Here is a 12,335-nt window from a genome sequence, read left to right as displayed (position 1 = left end):
GCGCCCTACACCTCGGCCAGCACCGCGTCCGTGAACGGGGGCCATGCCTCGACGGCCCACGGGCCGAAGGCACGGTCGGTGAGCGCGACGGCCGCGACGCCCGCCTCGGGGTCCACCCACAGGAACGTGCCGGACTGGCCGAAGTGCCCGAATGTGCGCGGCGACGACGAACTCCCGGTCCAGTGCGGCGACTTGGAGTCGCGGATCTCGAAGCCGAGTCCCCAGTCGTTGGGGTTGTGGTGTCCGTAACCCGGCAGGACGCCCTTCGTCCCCGGGTACTGCACGGTCATCGCCGCCGCCACCGTCCGCGGATCCAGCAGCCGCGGCGCCTGCAGTTCGGCCGCGAACCGCAGCAGGTCCGTGACGGTCGACACGCCGTCCTTGGCCGGCGAGCCCTCCAGGGAGGTCTGCGTCATCCCCAGCGGCTCCAGCACCGCCTGCCGCAGGTACTCGGCGAACGGGATGTCCGCCGCCTTCGCGATGTGGTCGCCGAGCTGCTCGAAACCGGCGTTGGAGTACAGCCGGCGCTCACCGGGGGCGGCGGTCGTTCGGTGCTCGTCGAAGGCCAGCCCGGAGGTGTGCGCGAGCAGATGACGCACCGTGGAACCGGCCGGCCCCGCGGGCTCGTCCAGCTCCACCGCGCCCTCCTCGTACGCGATGAGGGCGGCGTAGGCGGCGAGCGGCTTGGTGACCGAGGCCAGCGGGAAACGCCGGCCGACCGGACCGTGGGTCCCGAGGACGGTGCCGTCGGCCCGTACGACGCCCGCCGCGGCGGAGGGAACCGGCCAGTTGTCGATCAACGCGAGGCTCTTCAGCGACATGCGGACGAGCCTATGCCGTCCGCTCCGCGCGTCTCACAGCAGCAGCTCCATCAAGGGGTCGGGCTCGGGGCGGAAGCCGAGCGACGCGTACAGCGGCGCGATCACGCCGCGTCGCCCGGTTTTCTTACCGGGTTCGCTTGCTTCGAGCGCACTCCAAGGCCATAGCGTGGTGGTCATGACGGTGTTGCAGACCACGCCCGTGACCATCGAGCAAACCCCTAGCCCCGCAGACGTCTGCTCCGCGCCACCCCCGCGGCACCCGCGCCCCGACGGACAGGACAGCTACACGATCAGCGAGGTCGTCGCCTTCACCGGGCTCACGGCCCACACCCTGCGCTGGTACGAGCGGATCGGGCTGATGTCCCACATCGACCGCTCGCACACCGGCCAGCGTCGCTACAGCAACCGCGACCTGGACTGGCTGGACCTCGTCGGCAAGCTCAGGCTGACCGGCATGCCGGTCGCCGACATGGTGCGGTACGCCGAGCTGGTGCGCGAGGGCGAGAGCACGTTCGGCGAACGGCACGAGCTCCTCGAGGCGACCCGGCGGGACGTCCGGGCCCGGATCGCCGAACTCCAGGACACGCTGGCCGTGCTCGACCGGAAGATCATGTTCTATGGGGACGCCGCCCGCACCCACGAAGGCGAAAGGACCGCCCGATGACCGACCGCAGGATACCGACGGCACCACTCGGCGAGCGCGGCCCCGAGGTCGGCGTCCAGGGGCTCGGCTGCATGGGGATGAGCTTCGCGTACGGCCCCGCCGACGCCGACACCTCCCGGGCCACCCTGGAGCGCGCCCTCGAGCTCGGCGTCACGCTCTACGACACGGCGGACGCGTACGGCGCGGGCGAGAACGAGCGGTTCCTCTCCCCGTTCCTCAAGGCGCACCGCGACGAGGTCGTGATCGCGACGAAGTTCGCCCTGGCGATCCCGCCGGACGACCCGACGCGGCGTGTCATCCGCAACGACGCGCCCTACATCCGTGAGGCCGTCGAGGCGAGCCTGCGGCGGCTGGACGTCGACGTCATCGACCTCTACTACATGCACCGGCGTGATGTGAGCGTGCCGATCGAGGAGACCGTCGGCGTGATGGCCGAGCTGGTGCGCGAGGGCAAGGTCAAGCAGCTGGGTCTGAGCGAGGTGACCGCCGCCGAGCTGCGGGCCGCGCACGGCGTGCACCCCATCGCCGCCGTCCAGTCGGAGTGGTCGCTGTTCAGCAGGGACATCGAGGCGCAGGTCGTCCCGGCGGCCCGGGAGCTCGGCGTGACGCTGGTGCCGTACTCGCCGCTCGGCCGGGGCTTCCTCACGGGTTCCTTCGCCGACGCCGCGACGGACCTGACCGACGGCGACTTCCGCCGGCAGCAGCCCCGCTACCAGGGTGCGAACGCGGCCGCCAACGCCGTGCTCCTGGAGCCGATCCGCGCGGTGGCCGAGGCCCACTCGCTGACACCGGCGCAGATCGCCCTGGGCTGGGTCCAGCAGCGGTCCCGGGTGCACGGCCTGCCGGTCGTCCCCATCCCGGGCACCCGCACGCCGGGCCGGGTCGAGGAGAACGCGGCGGCGACGGCCGTCGAGCTGACACGGCAGGAGCTGGAGCTGCTGGAGCCGCTCGCGGGCAGGGTGGCCGGCGACCGCTACGCGGACATGTCGTTCGCGTCCGCCGGCCGCGAGTGATCACAGCTCCGACAGCAGTTCCGCCTTCTTCACGGAGAACTCCTCGTCGGTGACGAGTCCGGCCCGGTGCAGCTCCCCGAGGTGACGGATGCGTTCGGCGATGTCGGAGGGATCGCGACGGGGGACCGCGGCCGCCGCCATGGCCGGCACCATGGCCGCGGGCCCCCGGCCGCGCACGGCCGCCAGGACCGCCGCCGCGAACGGCAGCGACTCGTGGACCGGCCCGTAGCCGAGACCGAAGACGACCGTCGCCGGGTCCTGGTCGGCCGGCGCCGCCGTGGGCTCGCCGCGCAGCAGCCGCAGATGCCCCTCGAACAGCTCCGGCGAGCGCCACTCCACCCCGGTCAGCTCCGACAGGGCGAAACTCTGGTCGCCGGCCTTCCACTTGGCCGACGACGCGCCCGTCCAGAACCAGCGGAAGCGCACCGTGCGGCCGTCGAACGAGGCCTTGCCGTCGTACGCCTTGAACGACAGCGGCCCCTCGGGGGCGTCCACCAGGAAGCGGTCCGCGGGACCGGACCCGGTCAGCCTCGCCCGCAGCTCGTCGGCGTAGTACTCGGCGAGCGTCTCCCGTTCGGCGGGCAGCACCAGCCGGTACGGATCGCACGCTTCCGTCAGCTGCCCCGCGGCCGCCTCCATCAGCGGATCGGCGCCGGGCCGAGGCTCCGCGCGCAGGACGACCGTCCCGCGCCGCCCCGGGGTCAGCGTCACCCGGGCGATGGCCGCCACCGGAATGCGGCGCTCACCGAGCGCCGCCAGCAGCTTGGGCGTGCGCAGCCCCCGTTCGTGACGGATGAGGACGGAGTCGGACTCGAACTCCCAGGCGGCATGAAATCCGGCCAGTACGTCACCCATGCGGCTCATCGTATGCGGGACACCCATTCTTCGTCCCCTCCCCGCGCGCACCGCGATTCGTGCGTCTCTACGCGCGTCCGGCCTTCGTCGTGTCGGACAAATCCGTCGTGCAGGCGTCATCGCCGTCGGCGCACTCCACCGACGTGTACGCGCCGGTACCGATCTCCGCGAGGTTGCGCAGACTGTCGGTGCCCGGTTCGAAGTAGCCGCCGTGCCCCTCGGCGTCCCGAGCCGACAGCACCCGCGCGCCGAACTCCCGCGCCATCGGGTCCTCGCCGTGCCCGAGGCCGCCGACCTCCAGATGCGGCACGTCCTGGATCCAGTCGTCCGCGTCCCGCATCGCCCACACGCGGGCGTCGGTGCCCAGCTCGGCGGCGTTCTCCGCGCGCATCCCGGGACTGCCGGCCACCGCGATGTCGGCCACCCGCCCGGGCGTCGTGCGGGCGGCGACCCCGCAGACCACGGAGCCGTAGCTGTGGCAGAACATCGACACGGGCGCGTTGCCCGGCAGCGCGTCGACGAGGGCGTTCAGCCGGACGGCGCCGTTCACGGCGCGCATCGCGGTGGCCGAGTCGATGCCCAGCCCGTCGGGGGAGGTGTAGTCGGCCCAGGCGATCACGGCCGTGCGCGTCGAGGGGCTCGCCTCGCGCTCGGCCGCGTACAGCGCCTGGGCCATGCCGACCGGCGCCGAGTACCTGCGGTTGGTGCGCTCGAAGGTGAGCAGGTCGGTGTCGACGCCGGGGACGACGACAGAGATCCGGTCCGCCTCGTCGAGGCCGCCGAACACCTCGGCGACCCGGCCGGAGCCCGCCGGGTCGAAGGCGAGGATCTGCCGGTGGGGGGCGCTCAGCGCCTCGTAGCGGTGCATTCGGCGCTCGGCCAACTGCTGCCCGGCGGGCGAGAGTCGGCTGTCGTGGGTCCGGGTCCGCTCGATCGTCACCTGCCGCATCAGCGCGACCCGGTTGGCGCGGTAGCGCAGCCGGGCGGGGGCGCCGTTCATGTTGCCGACGGCGAGCGCGTACTCCTGCGCGAGCGAGGTGCGCTGCGCCGCGGTGAGCGAGGCGAAGAAGCGGGTGAGCCGCGCGGAGCCGGAATCGAGGTCCGGAAGCGGGTGGCCGGCGAGCCGGCCGTGCTCCCACGCGGTGCGCGAGGTGTGCAGGGCGCTGGTGTCCCGTTGCTGGCGAACGGCGGTCCAGCCGGTGGTCGCCAGCATCACGAACACCACGGCCAGGGTCGCCAGGGTGCGCCAGACGCCGAGTTGCGGGGAGGTGTCGAAGGAAGTCACTGAAAGGACACACTAGGAGAACGAGACGGTCTCGAGTGACCCAAGTGATGGGGATCACGTTTCGTTCGGCGTGGGAAGGGTCATAAGGACTTCCAGGCCTCGAAGGCTCTCAAACCCTGACGGTCCGGCCCGCACGCCTCGAAGTCCCTCAGGGCGTGCGCCAGTTCCCCAGCAGGGCGGGGCCCACCCCGTCGAGGTACTCCGCGGTGAGCGAGCGGATCGCCTCCAGGCTGAAGTCGTCGCCGGTGGACCACTGTCGCTCCGTCACCCGCATCACGCCGCTGAAGACGGCCACCGCGAGCCGGGGCCGGGGATCGGCGTCCACGTCGAGCCCCTCGCGTTCGGCGATCACCCCCGCGAGTTCCTCCTCCACCTCCGTGGAGCGCCGCAGGTGGGCGGCGAGCAGGACCGGCGTCGACTCGATCACCCGGTACATGCGCAGATACAGCTCCACCGGCGCGACCGACTCCACGACCTCGTTGATCGAGTGCCAGCCGTCCAGCACGGCCTGCCTCAGCGCTTCCAACGGCGGCTCGTGCGGCGGGCGTTCGCGCACCGCCGCCACGAACCGGTCCACCGTCATCTCCACCAGGGCGAGCGCCGCCTCCTCCTTGCCGGCGAAGTAGCGGAAGAAGGTGCGCTGCGAGACGTCGACCGCCTCGGCGATCTGGTCGACGGTCGTTCCCTCGTACCCCTGGGAGGTGAACAGTTCCACGGCGGCCCGCAGCAGTGCGTCCCGGGTGCGCTGCTTCTTGCGTTCGCGCAGTGTCGGCGGTGTTGTCGGCATATGTGTCAGTTACCGACTTGTGAACTCGTTTGTCAATTGTCAGTGGCTGTCACTAGCCTCGAACGCATGACTAGTCAGACCACCATCGACTCGACGGGTCCGGGGGGCAAGGCGCCGGCGGACCCGTCGGACGGACCGTCCGCCCAGGGACTGCGCGGCCACCCGTGGCTCACCCTCATCACCGTCGCCGTCGGCGTCATGATGGTGGCCCTCGACGGCACCATCGTGGCCATCGCCAACCCGGCCATCGCCAGTGACCTGGGCGCCACCTTCGCCGAGGTGCAGTGGATCACCAACGCCTACTTCCTCGCCCTCGCGGTCGCCCTGATCACCGCGGGCAAGCTCGGCGACCGCTTCGGCCACCGCCAGACGTTCCTGATAGGCGTGGTCGGCTTCGCCGCCGCCTCCGGCGCGATAGGCCTGTCCTCCAGCATCGGCGCGGTCGTCGCCTTCCGGGCGCTCCAGGGCCTGTTCGGCGCCCTGCTGATGCCGGCCGCGCTCGGCCTGCTGCGCGCGACCTTCCCGGCCGAGAAGCTCAACATGGCCATCGGCCTGTGGGGCATGGTCATCGGCGCCTCCACCGCCGGCGGCCCGATCCTCGGCGGCGTCCTCGTCGAGCACGTCAACTGGCAGTCGGTGTTCTTCATCAACGTGCCGGTCGGCGCCCTCGCTCTCGCGCTGGGCGTGCTGATCCTGCTCGACCACCGTGCGGAGAACGCCCCGCGCTCCTTCGACATCCCCGGCATCGCCCTGCTCTCCGGTGCGATGTTCTGCCTCGTCTGGGCCCTGATCAAGGCTCCGGCCTGGGGCTGGGGCGACGGTCGGACGTGGGCGTTCCTGCTCGGCTCCGTGGTGCTCTTCGCGGCCTTCGCCGTGTGGGAGTCGAAGGTGCGCGAGCCGCTGATCCCGCTGGCGCTGTTCCGGTCGGTCCCGCTGTCGGCGGGCGTGGTCCTCATGGTGCTGATGGCGATCGCCTTCATGGGCGGCCTGTTCTTCGTGACGTTCTACCTCCAGAACGTGCACGGCATGAGCCCCATCGACGCGGGCCTGCACCTGCTTCCGCTGACCGGCATGATGATCGTCGGCTCCCCGGTGGCGGGCGTGCTGATCACCAAGCTCGGCCCGCGCATCCCGCTGGCCGGCGGCATGGCGGCCACCGCGATCGCCATGTACGGCATGTCCACGCTGGAGAAGGACACCGGCAGCGGTGTCATGTCCGTGTGGTTCGCGCTGCTGGGCTTCGGCCTCGCACCCGTCATGGTCGGCGCGACCGAGGTCATCGTCGGCAACGCCCCGATGGAGCTGTCGGGTGTGGCGGGCGGTCTCCAGCAGGCCGCCATGCAGATCGGCGGCAGCCTCGGCACGGCCGTGCTGGGCGCCGTGATGGCCTCCAAGGTGGACGGCGACCTGCCGGGCAACTGGAAGGACGCGGGCCTGCCCGAACTCACCCCCGCCCAGCTGGACCAGGCCTCCGAGGCCGTCCAGGTCGGCGTGGCGCCGGTGGCCAAGGGCACCCCCGAGGCGGTCGCCGCGAAGATCGCGGACGTCGCCCACGACACGTTCATCTCCGGCATGAGCCTGGCCTCGCTCGTCGCGGCCGGGGTGGCCGTCGTCGCCGTCCTCGTCGCGCTTCTCACCAAGCGCGGGGAGAACGCGGAGGCGGGCGCGGGCGTCGGTCACATCTGACGGGATTCCGGCGACTTTCCCCTATCTGGGTGACAACGCTAAAGGTTTCTCGCATCCGGCACGCGTCACAGGTCACAGTGGGTCAGGCCCTCCGGATGGCAGGGCCTGCCAGGGCCGTGGCGCGCTGTCGGAGGGGGACAGCGCGCCGACCGCCCGGCGACCGCGGGGCATGGACCGCCCGTCACGGGTTACCCGTTCATCGAAACATCCCCGGAATCCAGGGAGTTGACGATGGCCGGATTCGGAAACGGCGCCCGCAGGTACCCCCGCTCACCTGGCCGCACCAGGTCAGGGGCCGGGCCGGACAGCGCGACGCTCGGCATCATCGGCCTCGTCTGCGCGGTCGCCGGATTCTTCGCGCTGGGGATCGTCCTCGGCCCCGCGGCGATCGTCTGCGGCTGGCTGGCCATGGGCCGCACCTGGGCGGGCCCCCGCCCGGTACCGGCCCTGGTCGCGGTCGTGCTCGGCGCGATCGACACCCTGCTGGCCGTCGCCTGGCTGGCGGGAGCGGCGGGCCCGGGCAACGGGCTGCTCTGACGCGGCCCTCCGGCCCGTCCCGCCGTGGTCGTGAACGACCGCCACGGCGCGTCACCCGGTGTCCGGATGTTCCCGCCGCTCACGGTCCGGCAGGAATGGGTGAGGTGCCCGCCGCTCACGGTCCGGCCGCGGCGGCACGGACCCCAGCGGTGCGGACCGCAACGGCACGGGCGGGCCGGCCGGCGGCCGGAGCCCGGGGAAGCCCGAAGGGCGGTGGAGCCCGCAGGCCCCACCGCCCTTCATCCGCTCAGCTCGGCTCGGCTCAACCCAGCTCCGCTCTGCTCTGCTCCGCTCCGCTCTGCTCGCGCGGAGGCTACGCGTCGCCCCCGGCGGCTCCCGGGGCCGCCGCCGAGACGTCCAGCAGCTGGTACCGGTCGATGGCCTGCTTCAGCAGCGACCGGTCGACCTTGCCCTCGCGCGCCAGCTCGGTCAGCACCGCCACGACCACCGACTCGGCGTCGATGTGGAAGAAGCGGCGCGCCGCCCCGCGGGTGTCGGCGAAGCCGAAGCCGTCCGCGCCCAGCGACTGGTACGTGCCCGGCACCCAGCGGGCGATCTGGTCCGGCACCGACCGCATCCAGTCCGAGACGGCCACGAACGGCCCCTCGGCCCCGGAGAGCTTGCGCGTCACGTACGGCACCTGCTGCTCCTCCTCGGGGTGCAGCAGGTTGTGCCGCTCGACCTCGACGGCCTCGCGCCGCAGCTCGTTCCAGGAGGTCGCCGACCAGACGTCGGCCTTGACGTTCCAGTCCTCGGCGAGGATCTTCTGCGCCTGGAGCGCCCACGGGACGGCCACGCCGGACGCGATGATCTGCGCCGGGATCGACCCCGAGACGCCGGCGCTGAAGCGGTGGATGCCCTTGAGGATGCCCTCGGCGTCCACGTTCGCCGGCTCGGCCGGGTGCTGGATGGGCTCGTTGTAGACGGTGAGGTAGTAGAAGACGTCCTCGCCGTGCGGGTGCTCGGCGGAGCTGCCGTACATCCGGCGGAGCCCGTCCTGCACGATGTGCGCGATCTCGAAACCGAAGGCCGGGTCGTAGGCGACGCAGCCCGGGTTGGTCGAGGCGAGCAGCTGGGAGTGGCCGTCCGCGTGCTGGAGACCCTCACCGGTCAGGGTCGTACGCCCGGCGGTCGCCCCCAGGACGAAACCGCGCGCCAACTGGTCCGCCATCTGCCAGAACTGGTCACCGGTGCGCTGGAAACCGAACATCGAGTAGAAGACGTAGACCGGGATAAGCGGCTCGCCGTGCGTGGCGTAGGCCGAGCCCGCCGCGATCAGGGACGCCGTGCAGCCCGCCTCGGAGATGCCGTCGTGCAGCATCTGCCCGGTCGGCGACTCCTTGTACGCGAGCAGCAGCTCCCGGTCGACCGACTCGTACTGCTGGCCGAGCGGGTTGTAGATCTTCGCACTCGGGAAGAAGGAGTCCATGCCGAAGGTGCGGTACTCGTCCGGCGCGATCAGCACGAACCGCTTGCCGATCTCCTTGTCCCGCATGAGGTCCTTGAGCAGCCGGACAAACGCCATCGTCGTGGCGATCGACTGCTGACCCGAGCCCTTCTTCACGGACGCGTACGTCTTGTCGTCCGGCAGTGCGAGCGGTTTGGAGCGCACCACACGGGTCGGGACATAGCCGCCGCAGCTCTTGCGGCGGTCGTGCATGTACTGGAGCTCCTCCGAGTTCCGCCCCGGGTGGAAGTACGGCGGCGCGCCGCCCTCCAGCTCCTTGTCGGAGATCGGCAGGTGCAGCCGGTCGCGGAAGCCCTTCAGGTCGGCGACCGTCAGCTTCTTCATCTGGTGCGTGGCGTTGCGGCCCTCGAAGTTGGGGCCCAGCGTCCAGCCCTTGACCGTCTTGGCGAGGATGACCGTCGGCTGGCCGGTGTGCTCCACGGCCGCCTTGAACGCCGCGTAGATCTTCCGGTGGTCGTGACCGCCGCGGCCCAGGTGCAGGATCTGGTCGTCGGTCATGCCCTCGACCATCGCGCGCAGCCGGTGGTCGTCACCGAAGAAGTGGTCCCGGATGTAGGCGCCGGACTCGGTGGCGTACGTCTGGAACTGGCCGTCCGGCGTCGTGTTCATCCGGTTGACGAGGGTGCCGTCGCGGTCCTGGGCGAGCAGCGGGTCCCACGACCGGTCCCAGATCAGCTTGATCACGTTCCAGCCGGCGCCCCGGAAGACCGACTCCAGCTCCTGGATGACCTTGCCGTTGCCGCGCACGGGGCCGTCGAGCCGCTGGAGGTTGCAGTTGACCACGAAGGTCAGGTTGTCCAAGCCCTCACGCGCGGCGATCGTCAGCTGGCCGAGCGACTCCGGCTCGTCCATCTCGCCGTCCCCGAGGAACGCCCACACGCGCGACTTCGACGTGTCGGCGATCCCGCGCGCGTGCATGTAGCGGTTCATCCGCGCCTGGTAGATCGCGCCGATCGGGCCGAGGCCCATCGACACCGTCGGGAACTCCCAGAAGTCGGGCATCAGACGCGGGTGCGGGTACGAGGACAGCCCGTGCGGGGCCTTCGACTTCTCCTGGCGGAACCCGTCGAGGTTGTCCTCGCTGAGCCGGTCGAGCAGGAACGCGCGTGCGTAGATGCCCGGCGAGGCGTGGCCCTGGAAGAAGACCTGGTCGCCGCCGTCGCCCTCGTCCTTGCCGCGGAAGAAGTGGTTGAAGCCGACGTCGTAGAGGGACGCCGAGGAGGCGAAGGTGGCGATGTGGCCGCCCACGCCGATGCCCGGCCGCTGGGCCCTGGACACCATCACCGCCGCGTTCCAGCGGGTCGCGTTGAGGATCTTGCGCTCGATCTCCTCGTTGCCCGGGAAGAACGGCTCGGCCCTGGTGGGGATGGTGTTGACGTAGTCCGTACTGCGCATCTCGGGCACGGCCACGCGCTTCTCGCGGGCCCGCTCGATGAGGCGCAGCATGAGATAGCGGGCCCGCTCCCGGCCGCGCTCGTCGATCGCGGCGTCGAGGGAGTCGAGCCACTCCTGCGTTTCCTCGGGGTCGAAGTCAGGAACCTGACTCGGAAGGCCGCCAATGATGATCGGGTTGCGATCGGATCCGGAAGCCACGCTGTTCCTTACCTGTCAGAGGGGCGGTGTGGGGGCTGGGTGGGTGGTGGGGCAGCTATTGGGTGAGGCTATGGGTCTCGCGCGGTGCCTCGCGGGCGTCACGCGGATGGCTCCGCCTGTCCCTCGGGTGCCTGCACCGCCCCATCGTGTACCTACGCGCTGCAAACGTCATCTCTACCCCTAGGTAACAGGAGCCCGTTCGAATCTCGTACCCTTGGATGGTTCTCAAATGCGCAAACAGGGCAGATAGGTGTGGTGTACGTCACCATCCGTCCGCATCGTCTGCCTGGAGTTGCGTCGAGACGGCCAGGATCGTCACCGTTTCGGCGGTCCGAACCGCCGGGTACTTGCGCGATCCGCCCCGTCCGTGTGGACTACGGCCAATGCCTCGCGCACGCGCGTGGCTCAGTTTCCCCCCACGCCCTGGACGGGCCCGGGGGAACCCCATCCGAATCAAGATCAGGAGGCAACCCGTGAGCGCGACCGCGGACCACGCGGAGGAGCGGACCAGCCCTGCCGTCAGGCTGGGTTTCCAGCCCGAGCAGGTGGTCCAGGAGATCGGCTACGACGACGACGTCGACCAGGAGCTCCGCGAGTCCATCGAGGAAGTCATCGGCAGCGATCTGGTGGACGAGGACTACGACGACGTCGCCGACGCCGTGGTGCTCTGGTTCCGCGACGATGACGGAGACCTGACGGATGCGCTGGTGGACGCCACCACGTACATCGAGGAAGGCGGGTCGATCCTCCTCCTGACGCCGAAGACCGGCCGTACGGGATACGTGGAGCCGAGCGACATCTCCGAAGCCGCGACGACTGCGGGTCTGTCGGCCAGCAAGAGCGTCAGCGTAGGCAAGGACTGGAGCGGCAGCCGGCTGGTGACGCCCAAGGCGGCCAAGTCCAAGAAGTGATGTGACGTGCGGACGGGCCGGGCTCACGCCTCCGGCCCGTCCGTCGGCCTTCCGGTCCGTCCGTCGGCCCCTGCGGCCCGTCCGTCGGCCTTCCGGCCCGTCCAGCGGTCTTGCGGGCCGTCCGTAGGCCTTCGGCGGTCGCTGCGTAGGGTGGGTCCCACCCAGACAGCCCCACCGAAGGGACATCCAGGCGATGGCGATCCAGGTCGGCGACAAGGCCCCCGAGTTCGAGCTCAAGGACAACCACGGCCGGGCCGTGAAGCTCTCCGACTTCCGGGGCGACAAGAACGTCGTCCTGCTCTTCTACCCCTTCGCCTTCACCGGCGTCTGCACCGGGGAGCTGTGCGAGGTGCGCGACCACCTGCCGCAGTTCGCCGACCGCGACACCCAGGTGCTCGCCGTGTCCAACGACTCGATCCACACCCTGCGCGTCTTCGCCGAGCAGGAGGGCCTGGAGTACCCGCTGCTCAGCGACTTCTGGCCGCACGGCGAGGTGTCCCGTGCCTATGGCGTCTTCGCCGAGGACAAGGGCTGCGCGGTGCGCGGCACCTTCGTCATCGACAAGGAGGGCGTCGTGCGCTGGACGGTCGTCAACGCCCTGCCGGACGCCCGGGACCTCGGCGAGTACGTCAAGGCACTCGACACCCTGTGATTCATCGGCCCCAGGGCCTGCGTGCTTCGGGAACCCGTCACTAGGATCGACTCGTTGATCCGA

Annotated in this window: 12 protein-coding genes; 6 read left to right on the top strand and 6 right to left on the bottom strand. The window is 70.8% G+C overall.

Features of this window, described 5'->3' with window-relative positions:
• Window positions 1-5 precede the first annotated feature (5 nt).
• Window positions 6-821 carry a serine hydrolase domain-containing protein gene (locus QA802_RS13680; RefSeq protein ID WP_334521782.1) on the bottom strand — a complete coding sequence of 272 codons (816 nt, stop codon included), beginning with the start codon at window positions 819-821 and terminating at the stop codon, window positions 6-8.
• 33 nt (window positions 822-854) lie between these two features.
• On the bottom strand, window positions 855-998 hold the full coding sequence (locus QA802_RS13675; RefSeq protein WP_319169753.1) for a hypothetical protein: 144 nt from the start codon (window positions 996-998) through the stop codon (window positions 855-857).
• On the opposite strand from QA802_RS13675, the gene QA802_RS13670 reads away from it, so the two are divergent.
• Window positions 997-1,485 (top strand): MerR family transcriptional regulator, encoded by a 489-nt coding sequence (locus QA802_RS13670; RefSeq protein ID WP_334521778.1) that lies wholly within the window; start codon window positions 997-999, stop codon window positions 1,483-1,485. The genes QA802_RS13675 and QA802_RS13670 overlap by 2 nt on opposite strands.
• A complete protein-coding gene (locus QA802_RS13665) occupies window positions 1,482-2,498 on the top strand; it encodes an aldo/keto reductase (RefSeq protein ID WP_334521775.1) in 1,017 nt (338 codons plus the stop codon). Before QA802_RS13670 ends, QA802_RS13665 begins: the two co-directional genes overlap by 4 nt.
• Here the strand turns inward: QA802_RS13665 and QA802_RS13660 are convergent, their stop codons facing one another.
• From QA802_RS13660 to QA802_RS13650, 3 genes are all read right to left on the bottom strand, one after another.
• Window positions 2,499-3,362, bottom strand: coding sequence for a DUF4429 domain-containing protein (locus tag QA802_RS13660; protein WP_334534598.1), 864 nt, complete (start codon window positions 3,360-3,362; stop codon window positions 2,499-2,501).
• 58 nt (window positions 3,363-3,420) lie between these two features.
• On the bottom strand, window positions 3,421-4,638 hold the full coding sequence (locus QA802_RS13655) for an alpha/beta hydrolase (protein WP_334521772.1): 1,218 nt from the start codon (window positions 4,636-4,638) through the stop codon (window positions 3,421-3,423).
• Window positions 4,639-4,786: 148 nt separating this feature from the next.
• Window positions 4,787-5,425 carry a TetR family transcriptional regulator gene (locus QA802_RS13650; RefSeq protein WP_334521769.1) on the bottom strand — a complete coding sequence of 213 codons (639 nt, stop codon included), beginning with the start codon at window positions 5,423-5,425 and terminating at the stop codon, window positions 4,787-4,789.
• 66 nt (window positions 5,426-5,491) lie between these two features.
• On the opposite strand from QA802_RS13650, the gene QA802_RS13645 reads away from it, so the two are divergent.
• The gene (locus QA802_RS13645) at window positions 5,492-7,111 is read left to right on the top strand and encodes an MFS transporter (RefSeq protein WP_334521766.1); all 1,620 of its coding nucleotides are present in this window, start codon (window positions 5,492-5,494) and stop codon (window positions 7,109-7,111) included.
• 231 nt (window positions 7,112-7,342) lie between these two features.
• The gene (locus QA802_RS13640) at window positions 7,343-7,648 is read left to right on the top strand and encodes a small hydrophobic protein (RefSeq protein WP_319169747.1); all 306 of its coding nucleotides are present in this window, start codon (window positions 7,343-7,345) and stop codon (window positions 7,646-7,648) included.
• Window positions 7,649-7,961: 313 nt separating this feature from the next.
• On the opposite strand, the gene aceE is transcribed toward QA802_RS13640, so the two are convergent.
• Complete coding sequence (aceE, locus tag QA802_RS13635) at window positions 7,962-10,709, bottom strand: pyruvate dehydrogenase (acetyl-transferring), homodimeric type (protein WP_319169746.1); 2,748 nt, start codon at window positions 10,707-10,709, stop codon at window positions 7,962-7,964.
• A 473-nt stretch (window positions 10,710-11,182) separates the two neighbouring features.
• Here aceE and QA802_RS13630 point away from each other — a divergent pair, with 473 nt between their 5' ends.
• Together QA802_RS13630 and QA802_RS13625 are read left to right on the top strand one after the other, a co-directional pair.
• The gene (locus tag QA802_RS13630) at window positions 11,183-11,620 is read left to right on the top strand and encodes a DUF3052 domain-containing protein (RefSeq protein WP_057583034.1); all 438 of its coding nucleotides are present in this window, start codon (window positions 11,183-11,185) and stop codon (window positions 11,618-11,620) included.
• Between the two features lie 193 nt (window positions 11,621-11,813).
• Window positions 11,814-12,272 (top strand): peroxiredoxin, encoded by a 459-nt coding sequence (locus QA802_RS13625; RefSeq protein ID WP_319169745.1) that lies wholly within the window; start codon window positions 11,814-11,816, stop codon window positions 12,270-12,272.
• Window positions 12,273-12,335 lie beyond the last annotated feature (63 nt).

The organism is Streptomyces sp. B21-105 (genome assembly GCF_036898465.1).
GTDB lineage: Bacteria > Actinomycetota > Actinomycetes > Streptomycetales > Streptomycetaceae > Streptomyces.
This window is presented reverse-complemented; position numbering and strand designations above follow the sequence as displayed.